We start from the raw sequence: 26602 nt of genomic DNA, 5'->3' as shown, positions 1-26602 counted from the left end.
TAACTCAACTAAAAAAAGTAATTTGCAACACCGAGCTTACAGGCTCAAAATATAACTACTAAACAGTAAATATGACAAGTTCTATCTAAACTTATTCTAATGAAAAAGATTCTACTAACACTATCATTTTTGACCTTCTATTTTTTTGTATTAGGACAAAATATCAATCCATCCGACGGGCTTTTATTTCCTGAGAATGAAGTAAACCGTGTGGACATCACTATGGACCCTGCCGATTTAGAGTTCTTATTGGCCCCTGGAAATGAAGAGAATAGAGAATACAAGGTCTGTATTTTTGAATTTCAAAACTCACAATTAACGGATTCTTTACACAATGTAGGGATTCGTTTAAGAGGTAATACTTCTCGTTATGCACCAAAAAAATCATTCAAAATTTCTTTCAATAAATTTATAAAAGGAAGGGAGTTTTATGAAGAGAAAAAGTTTAACCTCAGAGCTGAACATAATGACCCCACTCTATCTAGAGAAAAATCATTATTGAAATTTTTTAGAGAAAAGAACATCCCTTCTGCAAGAAGTAGTCATGTAGCTCTTTATATTAATGATGATTATTATGGTTTATACCTAAATACAGAACAAATAGATGATCTCTTTTTGGAATCACGCTATGCAACAGAGGATGGTAAACTCTATAAATGTAGCTATGGGGCAGATCTTACCAATGATCCCAACTTATACCTCAATGATGATATTTATGAACTTGAAGAAGGAGATGAAAGTAACAGAAATGAATTAGCCTCTTTTTTAGATAGTATTAATATTCTTAATGGTGAGGCCTTTAGATCTTACTTAGATAGAAATTTTGATATTGCTACTTACATCAAAACAATTGGAATTGAACATCTCTCTGGACATTGGGATAACTATTCTTATAATAAGAATAACTTCTTAATCTATTGGAATGAAGAAAGTAATATGTGGACATATTTCCCTTATGATTTAGATAATACTTACGGTATTGATTGGGTCGGTTTAGATTGGGGAACAAGAGATATTAATGAATGGATTCACCCAACCGATCCTAGACCCCTAGCACAAAAAGTATTAAGCGACCCATACTACAGAAATGAATACAACAAGTTTTTAAGAAGCTTTATTGATGAGACTTTCAATAATTCAATGTTAGACCCATATTTTGATGTGCAGCACGATCTATTGAGACCTTACATTGCCGCTGATACTTATTACACCACAAATTATGGCTGGACAGTTTCTGACTATGATAGATCATTTTCTGCTCCTTTAGATGGACATGTAGCCTATGGTATTGCAGATTTTATTGCCACAAGAGTTCAATATGCAAATAATCAAATCATCATTACATCTATTGATCCTATCCGTTTGCAACCTTTAGTTAAGATCTACCCTAATCCCGTTAGTCAATATTTAATGGTTGATTTTGATGATCTTGATTATAAAAGAAGTATCATCACATTGATCAATCTACAAGGTCAAACAGTAAAACGATGGGAAAAAAGACCTGATCATACATTTAGTTTTTCGATGAAAGATATTCATAAGGGCACCTATATATTGGCTATTGAAATTGAAACTCCTCAGGGAAGTTGGCAACAAGTTTCTAGTAAAAAAGTGGTGGTATTGTAATGACTTCTGATCCGTATCATAAATTTAGTAAGAGCTATGTTTATGATACGGATAAAACAATACATATCACTGATGATGATTTTTTTTACCTACTGTTTTTATTACTTTGTGCAAAAAAACAATCCTATGAAACAATATATGTATTGAGCTAAAATTAAATTAGTTTCATTGTAGGAATCAGTAATAAAATATACATATCCAATATATCAAAAGTTATGCTTTTCAAAATAGAATCCATCCTCTAAATTTTGAACATAATTCATATACCTTGTAGAATCAATAACATTTTTGATTCCATAATGATCAAAAATTATTCTAGAAATAGAATAAAAAAGATGGTGAAAATTCTATATTTTTTAAAATATATTTCATCATTTTTACAACTGATAAAATAGTGACATAGAGATATTTATCAATTTAAATTGTCCCAAAACTTTTTGGAGTATTTTGCTTTCTTTAAATCATATATCCTATGATATATTTTTCTTGTATAATCTTTGACAATACTCATTATAAAAATTGTATTGCGATGATTAAATTCTAATAAAGTACCTCTATAAAACATAGTTCCTTTAAGATGCATTTCTGCAAATGTAGGATAGATATATTCTCCTTTCATTGCGTATCGAATTTCAAATTCCTTTAGGGTCCTATCAATATGTTCAATAGAGTACTTATGATTCAGTATAAAGTTATCATTTGAATTTACTATGATAGTTCCTTTATATTTTTTCTTATTGTAATTAGTGTGGTAATTAATACTAGTATAAGTAGTTTGATCATTTTTAATGGATTGAATAGAATCAATTATTATTTTATTTAAAAATTTCTTACTAAACATTGAGTTATCCACATTAATATAAGGATCAGAAACCACAGCAATTGGATAGGGAAATATTGGCGAATTTTCATCAATAATCCTTTTATTGGAAATTGTTGAATTAAGGTGTATTGGCTCTTTTAATTGATCATCGATAATGAATTCTAAAGAGGCCTCTATTACCAACGTATCTTTAAAAAGGTCTTCACTTTGATAATAGAGTGTATATTTAGTAGGAGTTTTAGGCGAAAGTTTTAAATGATTCTCAATGATGGGTTTAAAATATTCATATCCACTAATTTTTTTTCCAGAGACTTCCACTTCATCCAAATAGTCTACGTTAGGAAGCAACTCTATTTTCATCAAATTTTTATTTGGTTGGATAGATATAGTTTCATAGCCTAAGTGAGATAGTATCATTTTCTTTTCAAGATTTTCCTCCTTGATTTTAAATGAAAATTTTCCATTTAAATCTGTGTGAGCATAGATATTCGAATTTTCGAATTGAATATTAACATAAGGAACTGTTGTCAAATCACTTGCATCAACTACCTCACCTTCTATATGAACATCTTTACTAGAGTGAATAATAATGCCATAATTAAAAGTATTTTTCCAGTTCCCATGAGGGTAGTCTCCAGTAATAGGAGAATTTCCAATTAGTGATGAAAATCCATATAAATCTACCGAATCCAATTTTATATATGCTTTTTCATTTGCTGAAAGTTGCCCATATTCAATATATTCTTTTACATTTTCAATGCCGGCAAGATCCGTAAATGCAATAGAAGTGATTTTTTTATCAGTATATTTATTTAAGAAATAAGATATTCCTTTAAAATTTTGAATGGTGGTGTCTGTACTAGAATGGATACCGCTTAAGTCATTTGCTATATGAGTATTTGCTGCCCAACAAATTATTTTTTTATTTTTTGTGTTGATATGATATTTAATATTCTCATACATGAGACTATCTCTTAGCTGAACATCTGCTGATTTGATATCTATTCCATCGGATTTATTCTCCTGTATTAACGTACAGGTCCCTAAGATTGAGGTTAAGTTTTTTATCCAAAATAGTGCAGAAGTGGTGTTTTGAGAAGATAATTTTTGAATTAATTCAAGTGTATCATTTCTGAACCTTTCATTATAAGTTTCAGGTAAAGAATAATCATTTCCTACTTGTGTAATAATTGTGTTTAAGGCCTCAATATAATTCTCAGAGCAAACTATTTTTGTTTCTTTTAAGTATTTATTAAAGTCTATTGAAAGGTTATTAAAAAAGGTTCCAGAATAAAATTGAGGATCAAAACCACCTACAAATAACGTATCGTTTTTATTGGCTGATGCTAATATATATTTTGATAAGTCATACATAGGTTTAGAATGATGCCATGCATTGTAAATACCTTTGAATAAAATACCGGATTCAGAAGTTCCTTTTATCAGAAGTTGATTGACCTGATCCATATCATAGACACTACTTTCAAAGAGTAATAGGTCAAAGCCCAAGCTGTCATGAAGATATTTTGTGAAATTGACTTTTTCTTCTAACACAAATTTATTGTAATGATCTGCCTCTCCTAGTAAAATAATATCGGAGTCTTGAGTCTTTGATTTAAGAGTTCTATAATCATTAATTTTAGTTAGTTGAGCATAAGAATTAAAACAGGTCACAAAAAATAGAACACCAATTGTTATTGTTATTTTCCAATAGTTAAACAGCATACAAATTCATTTCTATTATTAAAAATAATCGATTATTTCGAAGGTAATTGATTTTCTATTTAAGAGACTATGACTTATAAATATACAATAAGAATAGTGTGGAATAAAAACTCCTGTTATGCTATTCTCATTTTCTTGATTACAGAGTATTTAATTGATGGATCAATTGTTTAGATATTGTCCCTTCAATTATTCCTATGTGTCTTAAATCTTTTTTGCGAGTACCGATCTTAGGATCCCAATTTTTCAATAAGTTACTATTAAAAGTCAATTCCATTTCTGTACCCATTCTATCATTATTAAAGTCTGAAATAATGATATAAGGATAATCAATCTCTTGATAAGTGATGCTATCCTTAAGTTGAATAATATAGCTGTTTGGATAATCTTCAAATGATAAATATTCAATGATTTTACCTTGAATTATTTCTTGTTCAAGAGGAATCTCTGTCTCATTTATTGAAGTGGAATGAAAACTTAATCCTAAGTAACTTTTCCTAAACCTTTTGACATAAATATATAAATAAACTATCGCTAATAGATTTAGATTTATACTAAATATCTTTCCAAAAAACATTTGAGTGATACTAACCTTTAGACTAAACAACTGAGTTACATCAAAAATTGGTACATCTAATCTTTGCCCTTGATAACTTAAGATTTCTCCCCAAATTATAAGTTGAGGAATTATCCATAACAACAGTATGTTTTTATTAATTTTTCCAGTTCTGAAATATAATATTGCAATATAAATACCAACTAAACTTATACTCAAGCTAGTCCCTATTACAAAAATATCTGAGTATTGAAATAGGGTATTGATTACAGATAAGATACTGACAATTAATACATAAAGAATCCTATTTTTTTTGATTTGACAGATTTCATTTTAGAAGTTTAGCTAAGGGCAAGAATCTTACCCATAAATTTTTATACTATTTGAAAGGTTGTTTATAGTCACGATTGCTTTAAAAGCAACGTAAGAGTAGCAAGTTAAATTTATTATTTTATTTTTTGTAATGACAACGGTTTATAAATTTCTGGATCAGAATTTACGATAACAGTTTGACCATTTATTTTAAGTATTTCATTTTTTTTTGACATTGATTTAAATTCTGAAAAATATTCTTTTTTAATAAATTTCATTTGTTTACTTTTTGTAAGCAACGGTCTAAATTTGAATTCCCAACTATCAAATTGAATATTATAATAATTTATATTAAAAGGGTCATCATTATGAATACGTGCACCACTATAATATAAATATTCATCAAAGTGATATTCTTTTGAACGAGATTCTATCATTTGTGTAAATGGTGTATTGGATAAATGACTGGCACCCACTTGACCAAAAAAGTTACTTAACTCAGATATATTATAATACTTTAATATATCATCAAAATTTTCTACCCATTCTTGATCATTATTTCTATTGGAAACACTTTTATTCCGTAATGTTTTTAATGAAAGTAATTTTAGTAAAGCAAAATCTTTTTCTGGTAAGATGTTTTTATACACTGACTCATAAGTGACAAAACTTGTATACATTTCTTGGTAATAGTTATATTCAGAAAGTGGTGGTTTTGTATTGGGTGAGTCAAAATTCTTATCTGCTTCAATAAATTTGTTAGTTATGTTATCTAATTCTTTTGGTATGGTTTCAATTTGTTGGAATATGTTACTAACAACATGAATAAAAGGATACCTTATTTCAAAATCTATCCCAATAATCACAAATTTTTGTTCTTCTGGCAGAGAATCATAAAGCACCTTTAATTCTTGAATAAAACTCCTAAAGCCTTCAAATGCATAATATCCATAAACACGTTGAATAGGTTCTTCATTTCCATCAATCAAGTAATTTGTATATAAAATTGAATTTGCAAAACCCATTTCAAGAACAAGGTTTGTTTTACCATTCTTTTTGATCTGATCTTTAAAATTCTGTATTAATGCTTTCTGAGAACCTTTTGAAAGATGTACTTCTCCACATAATGTAAAAGAATTGATTTTCTTTTCTTGACCAAAAGAAGAGTGTATAATTAAATAGAAAAAATAGATAAGTAATAGTTTTATTCTGGAGTTCATGAGATATTTTTTGTGATTAATAGTACCCTAATGCTTACTATGGTTGTTCGTTATCTAATACCAATGCTCTTTTCAATTTCGGGTTTTAATGGATATTTTTTTTCAAGAGGTAATAACCGTTTGGCTTCCTTATATTTTCCTGCTTTACGTAACAAACTAATTTTCTTTACTAATGGTGTTACATCTACTATTTCACTAATCCATTGATCATTATACTCTTCTATGAGATGTCGACTAATCCCCACTTGAATCGTCCTTTCCTGTAATTTCCCACCTTTCAAGGATCTTTCGGGATCCCATTGAATATGAACTTTAGCTTCTTTGAATAGCTTGTCCCATTCATATCCACTTGAATACACAAGTTTATCAGGGTCTGTTAAAACACCCATTGATAGTGCTTTCTCCCAATCCTCTCTCTTTAATTTTATTTTTAAAATGTATTCTTGATTCGATTTATTACCCCAGTTGCTTCTTTCCATTAACCAAAGAAAAGATGGCTTTATCCAAGTCATACGATTAAATGAAAATGGCTTTTCAAACTTATTACTTTTAATCGCAGGTAATGCAATATTTTTATTATATGCTTGATAAACTGATATAGTATCTCTATCAAACTCTGCCCTTACTTCTTGATACTTCATTTGTTTGTTTTATTATGTTCAATATGGACTAACACATCACTACCCTAAATCAAACTTTAGAGCTTCAAATTTTTTAGTCTCAAAGTATTCAATGTATTCTTCTCTACTCTTGAATTTAGCATTCTTATTCAACTCATAACATTCAATAGTCTCAAGTATTTCATTATTCAATTCTTTTTGAGTGCACTCGCTTTTCAAATACGCTTTTATTTCATCTTTATTTTGTCCAAAAATTAATTCTATATCTATGCATGCTTGATGGTCAGAACCTGCACCAAATTTAGCATCATACAAATCGTAAACATCTTCAATTGTCATATGCTTATATAGCATAAATGCACATAAATCTGTTGTGTAAACAGGTATATCAAATTCAAAACCTTTCAGTTCTTCTTGTAATAGCCATTTTATTAGTGTCTTGTCTTCAGCAGAATATTTCTCATATAATTCTAAAATCAAATTCTTCCTATTTATGTAATTTATGTCATCACTTTCGCCATAAGCTTCTTTTCCATTATGAATACATTTAAAGTCAATCAATAAAGACTCTTCTTTACTTGACTTAAATTTATCTATGATTTTTCTGTAGCTGTTCATTCTTTTCCTTAATAAAATTGATAAACTGTATAAGAGTTTGCGTAATCTGATAAATGTAGTTTTGGTTGATATTAGCTAAAGTTTTGTAATTAAAAATCTTAAATATCTAAATTCTCTAAGTTCTTTATACCTTTTGTACTGCTCCGAATTAATAAAATCTATGAGATTTGATATTTGAATGTTCACTTTATGATGATAATATATTTTGGCTAACACTAGATAAACACAATGGCGTTTATCCGGATATACGCCATATGGTACATATTCATTAGTAATAACACTCTCAACCTCTTAAGAAAAAATAGTTTGCTGTTAAATGATTGAAAGATAACAACAAGGTAATTAGTATGACATTATTTATCAAGAAATTGTGATCACATTTTTTGAAAGGTTTTATCCTCTTTTTTACTTCATCAATTTCTTATGGTATGCATCTATCTTTAGTTTTAATTAACCACTTCTCCGTTATCAAGGAACTGAATTTCTATTGAACCGATAAGGATATAATTCTCATTATCAACTTTATAAATTGTATTATACTCAATTTCGTGTTTCTTTAGAAAAGCGATTAAGTCGTCAATTTTCTCAAATCCATTAAGTGTGGAATTGAGAATGTCTGAGTCTACTTTGTATTCTTCACAGCTTACTTGGTAGTATCCATGTCCTACTGCTGTATCGATTACCTGATATATCCAAAATATGTTGGACACAATCAGTATAGTTACGGTAATCCAAAATGATATTTTCCAAGCCTTCATATTTTCGATTTGAAATGTATACTAACATATATGCTACACTAAGACCAGATGACGTTTTAATTCAGCTTATGTGTTGTTTTGTGCTGCCTTTTTATATTTCTTCATCAACAAATTCCTCTAATTCAAATGTCATGGATTTCAAATCGAGAGAATGATAAAATGCTACAGACCAATCGGTTTCTGGCTTACTTACCACTCCGAAAAATTCAATAGTATCATTTTCTATTTTGTTAAACCAATATCTATGAAAATCAGCAATTTTTAAAAAGTCTTTCCCTGTCAATTCTGTAAAATCACTTTTCTTAAAAACAGTATCAATAACAATTTTATTAGATTTCTCTATAATTAAGTGCTTTTCACTGTCTCTATACTTGTCAATATGTTTAACTCCTTCGATTTCATATTCATTCGTCACGTATGTGTCGAGAGTTGTACTTTGAATCGAAATTTTAAGATTAAGAGCTGATACAATTGTATCAAATTTTACATTTTCATTTTCTTCAGGGAAGAATCGTTCAATAATGTTTTTGTCACTTAAATTTTGACTTTCAAAAATAGTTAAGGTGTCTATTCTCTCATTTTGAGCCTTAACAATTTCCGAGTAAGTTACTACTTTTCCTTTTTTCTGCTCACTGCAGCTTAAAAAAAGGATAGTCATTATTAATATAAGAAATTGTCTTTTCATTGTCTTCTTTGTTTGCACACAACGGCCAGGCTTGCATGCATAGATCGACTCGTCATGCTAGCCATTGTTTGATTTCGTTTTTCTTTCTTTTATGTATTCACCAATTTCACCAAGATGCATAAAATTATATTCTGATATGTTATTAGGAGTTGATTTAACATCCAAATAATCTATATCTAGGGCTGTTGATTTTTCACCAATTAATGTATCCAACATGATATAAGTTCCATTCATGAAAATATCATTTTTGTCGTCTTCATAGTCAGAATAGAAAACTCTTATGCCAATATCGTCAGGATCATTTTTATTTGTCAATGGGACAAATATAGTTCTGTCTGGATCAAATTTATATCCTTGGTATTCAGTTGTGAAACCAGGTCCTTGAGGTTGTTTATATTTAATAAATTTCCATTCTTGCATGTTAGGGGCATTGTCAATCAACTGTTCAACTTGTGGGAAATACTCAGTAAAACCTGTTGCTGTAATGACTAATTCTACCTTCTCATCATTAGGATGCCCCCCAATTTCAAAAAAGAGGTTTTCTGAAAATTTATGAAGTTCATTAAGAAATTCGTCAAGCAATTCTTCTTTTTGCTCTTCGTCAATATCATTTAGGAAAAGGTATTTGTAGTGGTTTTGTTTGAACCAGTTCCAAAAATTCGATGTCATGTTTTAAGTCTTTAAATGAAATGTAACATTAGATATACACCATATGGCACATATCTATTATGTAAAACACTTCCAACCTCTTAAAAAATAGTTTGCTGTTAAATGATTGAAAGATAGCAACAAGGTAATTAGTATGACATTATATATCAAGAAATAGTGATCACATTGTTTGAAATATTTTATGCTCTTTTATTACTCCTTTAAATCTTTCAAACAAAACAAAAACCTAATTATTAGCCACTAGTTTTCTTTTTGACTAGTCCGTAAATAATATTAATTGGAAAAATTAATTGCCCGAGAATCATTACCAATACAATCAGAGTGATAATTAAAGTCAGATTAATATTGAATTCATAGTCCATAATCTCAGTCCGATAAAATTTAGTCACAACCCACACCATTAAAGGTCCGCCAAAAGTCAGTCCAACGTGGGTACAATACAGCCATTTTGATAATTGGCTGTTTACTTTTTGCATAATCCAATATCCAATTCCGATTATTCCAAAAAGCATTGAAATCAGAGTTGATAAAGGTAAATAGCCAATGACAAAATAAGTGTCGTGAATATTAATGTCTAATACCGATTCTTCTCTCAAAATTCCGATGAACATTATTATCGGAATTGAGAGTAAAAAAATCAAATGTGGTTTTTTAATTAGTTTATTCATTTAACTTGTGGTTAACGAAATTGAAAAGCTAAGTGAGAAGGTGAGTTACCCAATACATGGAGTTTTAGCTTTTGTTATAGCCCGTTTTCTTGTTAAAGTTAATTTCTAATTCTTGAGATTTCATATCTACACAAAGAATTCTATCCCAAAATTCATTATTTAATACATTCGTTTTTATATAATTATTAATATTAAATAGATTATCTCCTTCCCAATACATAAAGAAATTTAAGAGTCTTTGATATATTTTTTTCTCTATTTCTTCTTTAAGAATATCTTGTTGACTTACTCCTATTCTATTGTGATATATCACATCATAATCTATTAGAAACCTTCCAAATGCTTGTTTTTCAAATTTTATTTCTTGCCCATTAAGATTTTTCTCAATAGCATCTTTGAAATCTAAACCTGAAAGATTCATTGCTAATAATGTTTGAAAATTCAATGATTTGATATGACTATAATTTATCATAGCTTCCATAACTTTGTATGGATCTCCTCCTGCTAGTTGCAAAGTTTCTAATTCGTCTAAACTAATTTTAAAATTATTTTCTTGTACTATAGCTAATCCTTTAAGTACATTATCTGAAGCTGTTTTTCTAATTTTCATTGAAAAAGCCTGTTCAATTGTTAATTGAGCATTTAAACGTTTTGCTCGTATTAAAATAACTAAAGCAGGTAGTATTAATATACATGCAATAAAAACTATAAATAGAAACAGTAAAATTAGAATCTCCATTCTATTATTGTATTTGAAAATTGTTGTTGACTTTCCCATTTAATGGGTTATAACATTGGATAAACACAATGGCTTTTATCCATCCTAATTTATCGGATATACGCCATATGGTACATATCCATTATGTAAAACGCTCCCAACCTCTTAAAAAATAGTTTGCTGTTAGATGATTGAAAGATAACTTCAAGTTAATTATAATGACATTCTTTATCAAGAAATAATATAGGCTTTTAATGAAGGTTTTTTACTCTCTTTATGACTTGATCAATTAGATTTTTACACCATTTACCTTTTTCGATCAGGTGTTTTGATAAACAAGAATTGGATAAGAACCTAATGAAAAGTGGGAAAAGAAATCATAGAAAAGACCTTTCAAATCAATGAAAAGTCTATCTTAAGTTTTCTAAAAAGCTCGATTTAAATAGGGTTTAATTTTTAGTCGTTAAGACCCAACTAAGTCCTAATTATTATATAGATTTTATGCAGCATTTATTTACAAGGACCGTTTTCACAACAAGGCCCTAGTTGACATTCAAAGAATGTTGCTATTACGTTTACAAAAACAATAAAGGTTGCTAGGTATACCACATATTTTTCAAAATTGAGAATTACATGTGTCTTCTCAGATTTAAATTTCCTATTAAAAAACAAGAATATAGCCGACCCTAAAATACTTGCTAAAAAAATAAAAACACCCCAGGTATATAAATGCATTCCAAAAATTGGAGTTCCATAGCCAGTATTTCCATCAGTAGGTATTATGTGTAATAAAACTTGTCTTACAGAAAAAAAGCCACCCACTAAAGCTGATATGATAACTACACCAAAATGTTTTGAATCAAACCCCACATATATATTTAGAGCAAGCCCAAAAATTACTCCTATCATTCCCATACGCTGTAAAAGGCACAATGGACATGGCTCTTCATTTAAACCAAATTGATAGTATAAAGCCGCCATCAAAATCATACAAATAATGAGAATACAAGCGCTGTTGAAATATTTTATAGTATTCATAGCCCTAGAAATTTAAGTTTAGTGAAGAAGAGGTGTGATAGGCAAACATACATAGGCTTGCAACCAAAGATATCACAAAGAATATATATGCTTTCTTTATATCTTTTCTAATAAGCATGATGAATGAAATACCATAGCAAAGAAATATAATACTCATAGAATAAGGGTTTTTGATTTAAAATAATTATTTAATTCGGGTTATATTCAATACTATAATTCTAGTATTTATAATTTTTGAGTAATTGATTAATTTTTTTCAGCATCAAATGATTGTATTTTCTACTTAGGGGATTCGTAATACTACTGATAGACTTAAATTCTATGATAAATTTGATTCAACGTTCATTTATATCACTTGTAATTAAAGCAATACCTATATTTTAGCTCAAATATTATGTACAACATAGTAAATACACAATGGCGTTTATCCCTTAGTATAAATGATTTTTAACTTCCCTTTTGGAGTCAAATAACTGATAGACAGTATCAATATAATTGTTAAAATATTACGGAACAAAAAATTATTCCATAGAAGAAAGATTTGGCTATCGGTCAACTGCCTGCCTGCATTTGTAGAATAAAGGTTCCCAATCGCTCCAACCTATCAGCACATAACTTTCGAGTAGCACTGAATACCCTATTTGTTTTATTCGGTTTTACCTACCGTTTTTTCTTGTTCTATCATTTAAATCCTTACACATCAAAATACATATTCTTCTTCTGACGGGTAAGTAAGCTGAACAATATTATTTTATTAAATTCAGCCCACTTCCGTCCAATTAACTGATTCGATTATCGTAAATCTATCAGCATATCATTTTTGAAATCTTTATTAAGAATAAAAGATGATTTATGAATTTCTGCTCTATATAATTTATTATTCTACACATGACATTCGAATGTAGAAACAAATTAGAGGTAGTTATGTCGGTGTATATCAACTACTCTTTCACTACTTTTAGTACACTCATAAAATCATTCGTTGAAATCTGTATAAAATATATTCCGGTATTGAATGTGTTGAGATCTAACTCAATCTTTCTCTTCGTTTTATATTGTTGATCCATAAGAACTACCCCAATCATATTCATCACTTTCAAATTGATTTGGTCGTACTGTTTCCCTAAATCAACGGTGGTCTTATCATTCGTTGGATTAGGATAAAAGCGAGGCATCACTGATCCGGTTTCATCATTTATTGAGGTAATATTCATGTCAATACCTTTTGATATAGTTGTACACGTTTCATTTGAAATAATAACAGCATAAGTCCCCTCTTCTATAGGGGTGAAAATTGGTGAATTATCTCCTAGGATTACCTCAGGAATATCACAATGAAACCACTGATAAGTAGCTCCCTCTTGCACTGCTTTTAAAGAATTTCCATCCACTATTACCTCATTACTTAAATTTTCACAGTTGGTTTCAACTTGAATACTTGATTCTGATTCAACTCCTTTATCAGAAGTAGCAATTAGAGTGAGTTTATAAGATTTTGCAGGTTGGTCTTTAAGATAATCGACTTCCCAGCTATAGGGTGGTGCTGTTTTTTCTCCTACGTAATGTTGATCAATAAAAAGCCTCACACTATTCACTTTACCAGTCGAAATTGAAGTTGTGGTTTCCACTTCCATAGTAGTGTTCAACAATAAATTATCACCATTTTGTGGAGAAATAAAACCTACACTTGGAGTTACTTTTTCTTCATCTCTTACTTCTAAAAAATACACTTGATAAGGTGATAGCACTAAATGATTATCAATGGCCTTGCCTGTCATTAAGTCTAAACAAAAGGTAGCGTGGTCAGGATTTTTCAAGTTGATAGAAATATCAGCATCGGTATTCCCTAGGTTAATAACTGATAGTATTTGTTTCCCTTCTGTAGTGGATATTGATCGCCAAAAACAACCTTTACCTGTACTTTCATTTGTTTCGACGATATCAATTTTAGGAGTGTCGATGACTTTAGAAATAGCCAATTTAGATATATCTGATAAGGAATTACTGTAAATAGCACCATTCAAAACTTTTGTATGAGGAGCACCATATTCATTGTATTTTAATGAGTTAGAGTTGAGTATCACTTTCCCTCCTCCGTTGATATACTCCTGTAGGGCATCAATCTCTGATTCTTTTACTGATTCGGTGTTATACACCACAATCACATCCCAATTATCTTTTTTCGATTTGATGATGTTTTCCGTTGCAAAACCTATTGGTATTCCTTCAAAATACAGTTGTTGATACATTTCATGGATATCCTCTTCCATATATCCATCTCTATTAATAGCAGATGTTTCGGAATAGAATATTCTGATTGGTTTTTCTTTGGATTGAATTTTAAATATATCTTCACTGAACGTATTTAAATCCATCATTGTAGATTGTACTTGAGCAAGCATTTTCGGTTGGTGCGTTACATCCACAATATATTCTGGACCTAGAGGTCTTTTCGGATCAATTTTACCATTACTCAATCTAGACCACACCCAACTTTTTGATGCTGAAAGTCCATGGAGATGTCCTAACCAATAAATAGCATTTACATATTCTGGATCCACCTCTTTCAACATAAAAGAAACTGATGTTAAAAAGTGATTCTCTGAATCATAGATAAATTGATTGGGTTGTACCGATTTATAAAAATCAAATATCATTGTAGTAGGCAGCCACTCCATACCGTAACGGTTGTCCCAATTATTTTCTCCCCACATTTGATCATTCTTTGCACTTGCATCTACACCAATAATATCAGTTAATCGAATGAGGCTTTCATAATCCATTCCATGATCTCTAGCATTTCTCACCCACAACCAAGGCATTAATTTGATGTGCACTTTTGCGTCATCATCATACTTTCTAATTTCATTCTTCACCCATGTAAACCACTCCGTTATCCTGTACTGATTAAAGGCCATCCAATCGTACCAAACACTTAAACCTTGTTTGTTCGTACTCATCGGAATTTGAACGTCTACGTCTTCAAAACTATTGTAATTAGTTGACCACAATGTATTTAGATGATCAATAGACTGGTGTTTTTCTTTTAACCAAGTTCTGAATTTACTTTTGGTATATTCGGATACTTCTCCTGTATTCCATGTTCCTTCACGTGTAAAAAAACTAGGCTCATTAAATAACATATAGCCTAATTTTGAATGCTCCTTATCGCTTACTAAAGGAATAAAATGTTCGAAAAGTTTAGCATAGATTTCTCTTGCTCCGGGATGATCAATATCGTATGTTCCATACTTTCGACCTCCTACATCAAAATTATCATACTTTTCATATGCCCAAGCAGGAATGTTATTGTTATCAATAAATACCGCTCCTATGTTTTGGTTATTGTTGTTTGCTACTTTATCATATGTCCATTTCTTATAGGTGAAATCTTCATTGATAAAACTTGGTGAGATGTACTCACTTCCATATGCTCCACAGTATTTTTTAGTATCATCAGAAACATCTTCTGGTTTCCATACATAATCCATCAAGAAAACAGTTTTGCCGTTTTGTGTTAGATGATTATTGTTGAGCTGAATATTAGAAAAGTTGATTTCAGTAGTTTCTTTTCTAATTATATCTTTTGATAGTACTTGATGTATATGAGCCACCGTTTCATCAAGTAATTCTAACGTTTTTTGCCTTTCAAAATCAGGAAGATCCTCCGCTAATTTTTGGGCTTCCTCCTTATATAAAGGATGTTCTGCGTAATAGTTCTTGTTTTCAGATATCGATTGTTCATCCACTTTAGCAAAATCTAAAAACAACTTTGCAGTAAACACAATCATCTCCTCTTTTTGAGTATCAATCTGTTGTTTGTTTGCTTCAAGAATTAATGTTTCGAGTGAATCAATTTTTGCTTCTACTAATTGTTCTAACGACTGACCAATAGAATTGAAAGAAAACACAAGAGATAATATTATAGTAAAAAAGTAAGCTTGTCTATTCATCTTTGATTATAATTTATTTCAACAATATCAATTGATATCATTTAATATTTATTCATTCTATACTTATCAAAAAGGTCTAATGTAAAACAATAGACCTTTCTGATATCATAAAAAACAATCTATTTATATTTTTTCAAGACGAATATCGTCTACATAAAATGTTCCTTTACCTCCGTGTGTAGTGTTCGAAGGGACCATTAAAACCAATTTCCCATTAACGATATTGGTTAGCTTTATTTTGGTTTCCACATCAATCCATTTACCTGTTTCTAACTTTTTAAATTTGATAATGGATTGAATCCAAGCTTTATTCGGTTCTACAAAACTTAGATGTAAACTTTTGGGATGTTCTTCCTCCAAGAACACTTTTAAGTGCACTTTATACTCTCCCTCTTCAGTGTTTATTTTAAAACTATCCTCTACTTTGTTATTGTTTTTGCTTTCGATTTTCATGTTCTGCTGTTCGGGAATAGCATCACAAGAAAATTTACAACTTACTACACCTGAAGCTGACTTTTCATCAGTGATATTCCAGTATTGTTTATCTTTTGTCCACCAACCGCTCATTCTTGTTTCAAAACCAAAATTCTTTTGGTTCAAAATGCTTTCTGCTTCTTGGTGATCTTGCGCTTGACAATCATAGAAGTTAAATGATGCTAACAGTAGTGTTAATGTGAAAAGAATTGTTTTCATAAGATTATAATTTGTCGTTTGTCTTGTTATGTTACTTATTTTTTTGATGCTCCTTTGACTTCTACAAAAAGCACATCCAATGGCTGTACCGTAATACAATTATTTAATTTCTCTCCAGTCAAAATATTTTTTACTGAAGTTGATTTCTTGGAGTTGGTCAATTTAATTTCAATATCTCTAGCCTCCTTACCAATATTAATCAGCGTAAGAATATTGTTATTTTCATCATCCTGAACATACCTCCAAAATATTCCCTTCTTATCTTGATCTTTTAAATCATTCACTTGAAGAGTATGAGTTGAAGTTACTTTTGCTAAGGCTTTTAACTTCATTTCATCTAGATCGGCTACTACTATAATTTCTCCATTACCTTTAGTTAATGGCGATAATTTCTCTCCGTATTCATTCTTTAGAAGACTTGCTTTATCTATGACAACAGTACCTCCATTATCCAAATATTTTTGTAATGCTTCTTTTTCTGATTGTTTTACAAATGGTGTTTTTTGAACAACCACTACATCCCAATTTTCTTGAGATTGCTTCTTTAAAATATTCTCTGTGACAAAGCCAATAGAATACCCTTCAAAAAATAGATTTTCATAAGTGCTAAAAACATCATCCATGTGTTTTTCAAGGTTTATAGCTGATGTTTCAGAATAAAAAACACGAATCGGTTTTCTTAGGTTTTGAATAGAAGTAAGTGCTTTAGCATTGGCATTTAAATCCATCATTGTTCTCGTCACCTGATCAACCACAGCAGGCTGCATGGCTAAAGAACCCGCATAACCCTTTTCTTTATAGCTTTTTAAAGAACCATCTTCTTTACGAGGCCAGAACCAAGCTTTACTAGAATTTAAACCTAAGACTGTCGCCATCCAATGCGTTGCATTCACATAATCGAGGTTCAAATCCAATTCTCTGAATTTTACAGTTGACAAATAGTGAGTTTCAGAATTGTAGATGACCTTATTAGGTGATATCGATTTATAGAAATCATAACTCATACACATTTCTCTCCAAGAGTAAGCATAATGATCTACCCAATCTTCTTCTTTACCCCACATCGCAGAATAATGAGAACCCGCATCGTTACCTACAATTGATGTTAAATCAGTTAATGCTTCCATATCAATACCATGATCTCTTTTGTTTTCTGTCCAGAGATTAGGCATTACTTTAATATGAGTGTGTGCATCTTTATCATGAGACCTGATTTCATCTTGTAGAAAAGTAAACCATTCTGTGACTCTATGTTGATTAAAACTCATCCAATCGTACCATTGAGATGTCCCTTGAAGTTTACCGTCCATTGGAATAGTGACCTCCACAGCATCAAAAGAAGAAAATGAAGTACCCCAACGTTTATTTAATACACTAATATCTTGGTGTAACTCCTTTAGATAGGTTTTGAACTTTTGAATAGTAAAATTAGAAACTGTACCGGTTGCCCACGTATCTTTCATCGTAAACCAGTGTGGTTCGTTCGTTAATAACCAACCTAGTTTTGCATAATTTTTACCTTTTGTAAGTGGAGCCACCACAGAAATTAATTGACGCTGAATTTCCTTTGCTCCAGGGTTATCAATATCATAACCAGTATATCTACGTCCACCTACTGTAAAATCGGTATACTTATCTATTGACCACTTAGGAGGATTAAGATGGTTCATAAACACAGTTCCTAATGTGCCACTTTTCTTATTTTTAATCTCATTCAGTTTGAAATGCTTTAACGATCCATCTTCATTAAGATATCCTGTTGTAAGATATATGCCATCTTGTGCCCCATAAAATTCTTGAAATTCTGTACTTGTAGGTTTCCAAACGTAGTCATAAATAAATACAGGGTTCCCGTTCTGTTGAATTGTATTATTATTGATGTCCAGGTTAGACCAATCTATTTTTGGTGTTGTTTGTCTTTGGTGATCTCCTTTTAAAACTGCTTCCAATTCTTTTTGTGCATTTTTAATCATCAAAAGAATTTGCTCTCTTTCAAATTGAGGTAAATACTGAGCATTTTCCTCTGGAGTTTTATCATTTAGCTTTTTTACTAGGGAGAACAACTGTACGTTTTTCTTATAATTGTTCTCATCCCAATCAGCATATCTAGAAAAGATTTCAGCTGTTCTGAATGTACTGAGTTCTTTACTAACATCAATATCTTTCTTTTTTGCTTTCTTCACCAACTTTTGAAGTTGACTTATTTCATCTTCTATTTGTTGCTTTAAGTCTTGAGCGTCCAAAGAATGGAAACAACTCAATATAAGTAGTGTTATTACAATTAAATAATTCTTCATTTTTATCATGCTTCTGATTATAATTTTAGTACACACCTTGAAAAGTTTGTTACTTCAAAAATGATTTTTATTTGTTCCAAGCACGTCTTCTTTTGTAAATAATTTGTCTCATCATTCTTAAAAAAGGTGAATTCAACACATTCATCAAAAATTAATTTGATGAATGTGTTAAACTGTAATTATCACCAACTCATCATAGAGTTTTCATCTATAGATTCATTATTAAGGACGTTTTTCAACAGTAGTCATTCTGAAATTATCTACATAAAAATCTACATCTCCAGTAGCATCATTAATTGAATTGATCATTAACACAAAATCTTGTCTGCTTTGTCCAATTGTTGATGTTGTAAAAAATGATCTACTAATAGTCACCCATTTACCCCTTTCAATTGATGAAACATCAAATGGTATGTTAGACCAGTTTGCTCTGTATTGTACTTTAAATATATTCAAATCTACTCCTTCTGGTATAAACAAATCCATCGTTATTTCATACCAACCTTCATCCAATTCATCCATTTTATTGATGGCTTCTGTAGATTGAATAAATACTTTTGCACCACTATAACTTGGCGCCAAGTATCTTATACATGCGTTATCTCCATCAGAAGACTTCCCTTCAAATCGATTTACTGTTGAGGTATTTGTCCACCAACCATAAGCTCCACCAAAATTTTCTGATGATTGTGAAAAACCTGGAGTTACAAATCCTGAAAGTTTGTTTTCTTTACCTTGCATCACCACAAGTTTATTTTCAAAATGTTCTAAAGAAACATTGGCTAACGATTTAATCATCTCCCCATTGTACTCCACATAGATACTATCAGAATTATAAATTGGCGAATCAAACTCTATTTCAACCTGTTTTCTAGAAGACTCATTCAATCTAATTTCTTTGATATTTACTCCTGAAACTTCTTTACCATATTGTTTTATAAGTACCTCGAAATCTGCTTTTACTGCATCAGAATTAATGTCTTGTAAATTTTCTGAAACTGTAAATGATAAAACATTAGCACCTATACTTGTTTGAGATATATCACTATTAATATAGGTAGGTTCCTCAGGGAAAAGAAGCTGAATATAGAATGGAAGTTGCATTGATTTACTGTCATCATCGATAGGCATTCCTTCTCTTACCCAAGAAACTGATCCTGCTTCAAAGGCATCTGTAACAGCTACCGAATAACTTGCTTCTACCTCCCAATCTATTGAAGTAGCTGGGTCTGCATTATTTAATGTCCATTGAATACTTGTAGGTGAACCTTTTAACGTTTCATCTTTAAAGACTAATTGATCACCTGCTGACACATCAATGGTTGGCCAATTCGATGGATCCCCTACAACATCGCCTTCGGCAAAATTAAATACAACAGCATCGTTATAATACACACTATAAGTAGGTGTAATCGCTAATGTAGTCACATTTACTTTTAAAGGTATCACTACTTCCTTCGATCCATTGATCAAATATTCGTGGTCTTTTCGTATCGCATTTATTGCACCTACTTTATGAGTCCCATTTTCCCAATATTGATTGATGGCGATAGAATCCGTTGAATTATCCAATGATCCTGAAGAGAACTTCCACGTTCTATTGTTCGATTGTCCAACAGTAGATACATCTACAAACTCTAATTCTTCACCTGCTGATAGATCAACAATTGGCCATTCTGATTCTGCAGGAATAGTTGCCCCTGCCTCTAATCTAAATATCTCATTCCCATCATATCTCACAATAACTGACGGCTCGATTTCAGGTGTTTTCACCTTAAAAATATACGGTAACTGTACATTAATATTGGCCTTAGGTAATTCTTCATTTGCTCTTTGAATAGAAACACTACCTGCGCCTTGATTACCCAACTTTTCATAATGAAAAGTAGTGGTAATTTCTTCTAATGAAGCTCCATCTTCCGTAATTGCATTGTCTACTAAACGCCATAATCTATAATCAGGACGACCAATTTTTGTAGAATCTACATACGTAATCTTATCACCAGCATTTATTTCTAAAGTATCCCAAAGTGATTTATCATCATCTATCACTGTCCCTTCAGGAAGTTCTGCTATAACTTCATCATTATTTAAAATATATAGATGAGGATTTATATCTGCATAAACATCCACTTGGAAAGCAGTATCAATTACCCAAATACCATCTTCTCTCTGAACTGCAGATAAGGTATCATATCCTTTATAAGTTACTTGTTCAGAAAATGTATTGTAAAGACGTACACGTTGAATACCACTTTCCTTGAAGAGTACATTAGCGGTCACATTTTCATTGACTGTTCCTACACCTTCCATGATGTACTTTTCTAAGGTATCACGAGAGTTAAAATCTGGAGAAAGGTAATAATTCCCCGAATCAATTTCCCAATGATGAGTCAATACACCTTGAGAGGCATCCATAAAAGAAATGTATTCTCCTATAGACACTGCATAAGGCTTCCCTGGAGCGATGGTAGTGTACCAAGTCACATCCGAAAATTCGTTAGCTTTTAGCTTTAATTCCTCCTCCTTACAGCCAAATAAACACAAGCAAGTAAAGAAGCTTAAAAATATACATTTAAATTGATTCATAGCTTATTATTTATCTAGGTTAGGATTTGATATTATTTCGGATAATGGCAAAGGAAAATAGTTATGCAGTTCTGGATTGAAATTAACTGCTGCCATCTCAAAATCTTTGACTACAATAGAATTACTTCCATTTGGTACATCTCCAGGTTTTAAATGAGAGTTTCCTCTCCAACTATAATTACCATTGAGATTTACATACCTATATCCAGCCAAGTAATATCTTTCCTCGGCTCTCATTTGATAATTTTGTTTAGTAATTCCCCACCTTCTTAAATCAATCCATCGGATCATATGACCTTCAACAGCTAATTCTAAAGGTTTGTCATGATACATCAATTGATACATCAAACTGTCTGCCGTATAGGTAACTCCATCATAATCATGTGATGTATCACCGTTTCCATCGCCTAATAATCTTAATCCCCATCTTTTTCTGATGGCATTCATATATTCAAGACCCTTTTCTACATTGCCTTCTTTGATGTAACACTCCGCTAAGTTCAAATATGCTTCTGCTAATCGATTGACTGTTACATTTTTACCTGAGTGTAATGAACCGTAAGGCAATGTATTTTCATGAGTCAAGTTATCATGGTTAGAGAACTTTTTCCAATACCCGTATTCATTATCTCCAAAACCTGCTTGCTGAGGAACATTTCCTGATAAGTAATAAGTGGTTTGCTCATCAGGTACTAAAGCGATCATTGCCGATGCTCTAAGCGGTACATTTCTTAACTGAGTATCGCCTAATTCATCGATATAATAATTTCTATCATCCTGTCCGTCCATTACTTCATGCTCATAAGCATATGCTATCCATGCCGAAGGAAGAAATTCTCTAGATCCACCCAAGTTACCAGGAGCAGATCTTGCTAAACGGTTAGAAGGTCTTCTTTCATCCCAATTCCCTAAGTCTGCACGTAATTCTGCATGATAACAGATTTCAAAAATAGACTCTTTATTCATCTCTCCTTGAGTCGTGAATTGTAAATCACTATCAGTCACCAATTCATAACCATATTCGGCATTATGAATTAACTCATCATAAAAAGGTTTTGCTGATGCATAATCTCCTTCAAACAAGTACATATTACCTAAAAACATGGCTGCAGTACCTTTATTTGTTCTACCTATATTTGTACTTTCAGTAGAAAATGAAATTGGTAAATTTGCATATGCATACTCAAAATCTTTTTTGATGAAGGCCAATACTTCTTCTGCAGGTGATACAGATATCATGATTTCCTCCAACGTTTGAGGTACTTTATCACGAATTACTACACGTCCATTGTTAAATGATTGATATAAATAGAAGTGATAAATTCCTCTTAGCATTCTAGCTTGAGCCATTTGCTCAATCCATAGAGTTTCTTCCTCCAAATGCTTCAGCTGATTCGTTAATCCTTCAATCAGTTGATTTGCTCTGAAGACTCCCTCGTATAATGCCTGCCATTTTTTACTAATTGATGGACTAGAATCATTATACATATGGTTGTACCAAATTAATGCATCTCCATTTGTTGGAGAAGGTCGGTTCCAACCCGGGTACCCCATATCTGATCTCCATGTTTCTTCTGTAATATTTAATACATAATGATTCATTAGAGTGGCATATGAAGCCGTTAGTACCTTATCAGACTCCGTTAAATTATTGAAGTAATCTTCAATTGGTTTTTCGTTTGGATTAGCCTCATTTAAGTAATCCCTTGAACAGCCTAAAAGGCATATATTGATAATTACTAATAAGCTATATTTTATAAAAGCGTTAGATGTTTTCATCGTCTTGTGATATTATTTTGCTTAGAAGTTTAATTTAAATCCAGTTAAGTACATGGCAGAAATTGGATAGTTTCCTTTATCCAAACCTCTTGATGAAACACCATTACCTGCTACTTCTGGGTCGTAACCTGTATATCTAGTAAGTGTAAGTGGGTTTTGAGCCGACACAAATACTCTGATATTTGTTGCACCTACTTTTTTCAATACATTTTTCGGTAATGTGTAACCGATTTGAATATTCTTAAGTCGAATGAAAGAACCATCTTCTAACCAAAGGTCTGTGTAAGCTTTGAAGTTATCATTCTCCTTCATTCCGCCTCTGTATGCAGGAATATCAGAACTTGGGTTTGCTTCTGACCAAGTTGAAACTTGATTCTTATGACGACCTTCGCTGTAAGCTTGAGCATTAGATCCGTTCATCACTTGATGTCCAATTGCTGCATACCAATGCATCATAAAATCAAATCCTTTCCAGTTTAAATTCACAATTAAACCCGCTTCCCAATCCGAAAATCCAGAACCTGAATATACTCTATCAGAATCCGTAATTTCACCGTCACCATTTGTATCCACATAGATTAGATCGCCCATTTGAGCATCCGGTTTGATTTTTCTAAACTCTTCTAATTGCTCGGTCGTTTTCACTATACCATCTGTTTTGTATAAGAAAAATGCCCCTGCTTCATAACCTTCTGCAAATACAGTTACTTTAGAACTTGCTTCAGCACCAGAGATCAATCCATTATCACTCGTATAGATAATTTCATCTGTATTCATATTGGTGATCTCGTTGATATTCTTAGTGAAAGTACCGTTAACACTCCAATTAAATTTGGTGGTTCCACCTTTATAACCTAGTGCTATCTCTAGACCTTTGTTAACCATATTACCCATGTTCATCGTCAGTTTAGAGTTGGATCCACTACCTGTACCTACAGACGGAGGAAGCTGAATAGGGAATAACATATCTGCTTTCTCTGTGTGATAAACATCGGCTACTAAAGTGAACTTATTATCCAAAAAGCCTACATCGATACCAAAGTTATTTTGTATTGATGTTTCCCATTGCACCTCTGTATTTGCGTATCTCACTTGTCCAGCTCCATAGTATAAAGCTTGGTTTCCTGCTCCTCCAAATGGATAATCAAGACCATGTTGTATGGTCACCTCATCGGTGTAAGGCAAGAAGCTTTGTCCTCCTACCTGACCATGAGACGCTCTTATTTTAAAACTGTTCGCTACGTCTCTTATTCCTTTCCAGAATCCTTCATCAGCTACATTCCAAGCACCTGATACAGATGGGAAAAACTTCCATTTATTGTCTTTAGAAAACTTAGAATTACCATTATAATTACCACTCATTGAAAACATATACTTCCCTTTGTAATCGTACATGATCCTTCCTAAAGTACCAATCACTTTATAAGTATAATTATAACCTGATGTTGCAGCGGCATCCAAAGTTGCTCCATTCAATACTCTAATCGAGTTATCTACAATACCATATTTTCTAGCAGTAAAACTCTCATTAGTATAGATCTCATTAGAAGCACCTAACATTGCTGAGAATTTATGATCTCCCAACTTTTTGGAATAAGTTAATCGACCATCAAAAGAGGTACCTGTTCTTCTTCCTGATGAATTTTCTACAAAGCTATTGGCATTGTTCGATAACAATTGTCCTTGTGAATCATAAGTAGGAATAAATGGATTGAACTGAATTCTAAAATCATTGATTGAATTTGCACCAATATTACCTCTAAATCTTAAGTTTTTAGTTAGCTCGTAACCAATACTAATATTACCCTGTAAGCGATCGCGATACAATTTATCTTCTCTACGCATAGTTGTCACTACTTGATTCGCAATTGACGATTCAGGTGAGTGTCCAATACCAGGTGAAAATACAGGTTCGTCCTTATTTGGATCTACTTCAGGCTGATAAGGTTTATAGCGAATCATTTGTAAAAGTAAATAAGGGTTTGCTCGAGTAGTTGTTTCTGAGCTAATGGCTAAACTTGAATTAATATCCCATTTACCTTGCTTGTAACGAACACCTGCTCTAGCATTTTTTCTAGAAAACCCTGAGTTATATACTGATCCTCTATCGTCGTAAATTCCACCTGTAAGATTATAAGTAAGACCGTCACTACCACCACTTACACTTAGGTTATAGTTTTGTGTCGGCTGATTATCTAATAATATTATTTTGCTTAAATCTGTTTCGTTGTTGAACCATTCCGGTCTTTGCCCAATGGGTAAAATCATTTCCCCATCGTGGTTACCATTCATGTTACGCTGTTTTACGATATCAAAATATATTTGCTCATTTGTATTCATGAGCGGAATATCAGATGTAATATTTTTAATACCGTATGTTCCGTTTATTGATAAATTTAGCTTCCCTTTATTTCCTTTCTTAGTCGTAATAAGAATAACACCATTTGCACCTCTTGTACCGTAGATTGCACAAGATGCCAAATCTTTCAAAATATCTAAAGTCTCTATTTCTGATGGTGCTAAACGAGGATTTTCATTTTGAGGAATCCCATCCACCACATACAAAGGTTCTGTTGCCCCTGCCATATCAGAAACCGTACTTACACCTCTAATCTGAATAACTGAGTTTTCTCCAGGTGCACCATTGTTCGAAACATTTACACCTGCAATTTGTCCTTGAAGGGCATCACCGAAATCACCGGTCGTAAACGTTTCTATCACATCACTTTTAACATGAGACACAGCTCCAGAAATTTCTTTTTTCTTTTGTTCACCATATCCAATTTTAACCAATTCATCCAAAAGTTGTACACTAGAAGAAAGCATCACATCCAATCTTGTCTGATCTTTAATTGCAACAACTTTACTTTCCATACCAATGAATCTGAATTCAAGTACATCGCCTTTTTCTACCATCAATTGGTAATCCCCATCAAAATTGGTGATGGTTCCGGAGGTGGATCCTTGAATCAAAACATTTACTCCTGGGAGAGGTAAATTGTCGTCGCTACCAATCACCTTCCCTTTTAAATGTACTGTCTGTGCTTGTACTTCATACCCTAAAATGAATAGAATAAAAAATATCAGATAGAAGAGTAAAAAGTTAGGCTTTTTAGTGTTTTTTGTAAAATTCATAATCATTTAATCGCCTTTTTAATTGAAAAAAAGTAATTCTCAATGAAGGACTATTATTGTTAGATAAATGCCCATAAGTATTATTGAGTTTGCTAAAAGGGTCAGTTAAAAAATAGTAAT

The 26602-nt window shown here is 31.7% G+C and carries 19 protein-coding genes; 1 reads left to right on the top strand and 18 read right to left on the bottom strand.

The features are described from left to right. Window positions 1–99: 99 nt before the first annotated feature. Window positions 100–1626 carry a CotH kinase family protein gene (locus tag NH26_RS20375; RefSeq protein WP_044217948.1) on the top strand — a complete coding sequence of 509 codons (1527 nt, stop codon included), beginning with the start codon at window positions 100–102 and terminating at the stop codon, window positions 1624–1626. Between the two features lie 412 nt (window positions 1627–2038). Here NH26_RS20375 and NH26_RS20370 read toward each other — a convergent pair whose 3' ends face one another. From NH26_RS20370 to NH26_RS20290, 18 genes are all read right to left on the bottom strand, one after another. Beyond that, window positions 2039–4174, bottom strand: coding sequence for a carboxypeptidase-like regulatory domain-containing protein (locus tag NH26_RS20370; protein ID WP_044217946.1), 2136 nt, complete (start codon window positions 4172–4174; stop codon window positions 2039–2041). 139 nt (window positions 4175–4313) lie between these two features. Then, window positions 4314–4874 carry a hypothetical protein gene (locus NH26_RS20365; RefSeq protein ID WP_139263217.1) on the bottom strand — a complete coding sequence of 187 codons (561 nt, stop codon included), beginning with the start codon at window positions 4872–4874 and terminating at the stop codon, window positions 4314–4316. Between the two features lie 302 nt (window positions 4875–5176). Beyond that, entirely contained in the window at window positions 5177–6262 is a 1086-nt protein-coding gene (locus tag NH26_RS20360; RefSeq protein WP_044217941.1) for a hypothetical protein, read from the bottom strand. Between the two features lie 50 nt (window positions 6263–6312). Next, entirely contained in the window at window positions 6313–6903 is a 591-nt protein-coding gene (locus NH26_RS20355) for a DUF4291 domain-containing protein (protein ID WP_044217938.1), read from the bottom strand. A gap of 39 nt (window positions 6904–6942) precedes the next feature. Further along, the gene (locus NH26_RS20350; protein ID WP_044217935.1) at window positions 6943–7500 is read right to left on the bottom strand and encodes a hypothetical protein; all 558 of its coding nucleotides are present in this window, start codon (window positions 7498–7500) and stop codon (window positions 6943–6945) included. 446 nt (window positions 7501–7946) lie between these two features. Further along, complete coding sequence (locus tag NH26_RS20345; RefSeq protein ID WP_044217933.1) at window positions 7947–8258, bottom strand: hypothetical protein; 312 nt, start codon at window positions 8256–8258, stop codon at window positions 7947–7949. 91 nt (window positions 8259–8349) lie between these two features. Beyond that, window positions 8350–8943, bottom strand: coding sequence for a DUF4738 domain-containing protein (locus tag NH26_RS20340; RefSeq protein WP_084812300.1), 594 nt, complete (start codon window positions 8941–8943; stop codon window positions 8350–8352). 57 nt (window positions 8944–9000) lie between these two features. Continuing rightward, window positions 9001–9612: a hypothetical protein gene (locus NH26_RS20335; RefSeq protein ID WP_044217930.1), complete on the bottom strand. Its 612-nt coding sequence runs from the start codon at window positions 9610–9612 to the stop codon at window positions 9001–9003. A 233-nt stretch (window positions 9613–9845) separates the two neighbouring features. Then, a complete protein-coding gene (locus NH26_RS20330; RefSeq protein WP_044217928.1) occupies window positions 9846–10280 on the bottom strand; it encodes a hypothetical protein in 435 nt (144 codons plus the stop codon). A gap of 64 nt (window positions 10281–10344) precedes the next feature. Beyond that, window positions 10345–11058: a flotillin-like FloA family protein gene (locus NH26_RS20325; RefSeq protein ID WP_044217925.1), complete on the bottom strand. Its 714-nt coding sequence runs from the start codon at window positions 11056–11058 to the stop codon at window positions 10345–10347. A gap of 450 nt (window positions 11059–11508) precedes the next feature. Then, the gene (locus NH26_RS20320) at window positions 11509–12036 is read right to left on the bottom strand and encodes a disulfide bond formation protein B (protein ID WP_044217923.1); all 528 of its coding nucleotides are present in this window, start codon (window positions 12034–12036) and stop codon (window positions 11509–11511) included. Window positions 12037–12040: 4 nt separating this feature from the next. Then, window positions 12041–12193: a DUF5993 family protein gene (locus NH26_RS25875; RefSeq protein ID WP_394331099.1), complete on the bottom strand. Its 153-nt coding sequence runs from the start codon at window positions 12191–12193 to the stop codon at window positions 12041–12043. Window positions 12194–12977: 784 nt separating this feature from the next. Then, window positions 12978–15989, bottom strand: coding sequence for a T9SS type A sorting domain-containing protein (locus NH26_RS20315; protein ID WP_044217921.1), 3012 nt, complete (start codon window positions 15987–15989; stop codon window positions 12978–12980). Between the two features lie 123 nt (window positions 15990–16112). Continuing rightward, a complete protein-coding gene (locus NH26_RS20310; RefSeq protein ID WP_044217918.1) occupies window positions 16113–16682 on the bottom strand; it encodes a hypothetical protein in 570 nt (189 codons plus the stop codon). 35 nt (window positions 16683–16717) lie between these two features. Continuing rightward, window positions 16718–18979 carry an alpha-amylase family protein gene (locus NH26_RS20305; RefSeq protein WP_158021987.1) on the bottom strand — a complete coding sequence of 754 codons (2262 nt, stop codon included), beginning with the start codon at window positions 18977–18979 and terminating at the stop codon, window positions 16718–16720. A 222-nt stretch (window positions 18980–19201) separates the two neighbouring features. Then, window positions 19202–21568 carry a hypothetical protein gene (locus NH26_RS20300; protein WP_139263215.1) on the bottom strand — a complete coding sequence of 789 codons (2367 nt, stop codon included), beginning with the start codon at window positions 21566–21568 and terminating at the stop codon, window positions 19202–19204. Window positions 21569–21574: 6 nt separating this feature from the next. Continuing rightward, on the bottom strand, window positions 21575–23347 hold the full coding sequence (locus NH26_RS20295; protein WP_044217913.1) for a RagB/SusD family nutrient uptake outer membrane protein: 1773 nt from the start codon (window positions 23345–23347) through the stop codon (window positions 21575–21577). Between the two features lie 21 nt (window positions 23348–23368). Continuing rightward, complete coding sequence (locus NH26_RS20290) at window positions 23369–26482, bottom strand: SusC/RagA family TonB-linked outer membrane protein (protein WP_158021986.1); 3114 nt, start codon at window positions 26480–26482, stop codon at window positions 23369–23371. Window positions 26483–26602 lie beyond the last annotated feature (120 nt).

The organism is Flammeovirga pacifica (genome assembly GCF_000807855.2).
GTDB lineage: Bacteria > Bacteroidota > Bacteroidia > Cytophagales > Flammeovirgaceae > Flammeovirga > Flammeovirga pacifica.
Note: the sequence above shows the minus strand (reverse complement) of the source record. Positions and strands in the feature narration are given on the sequence as shown.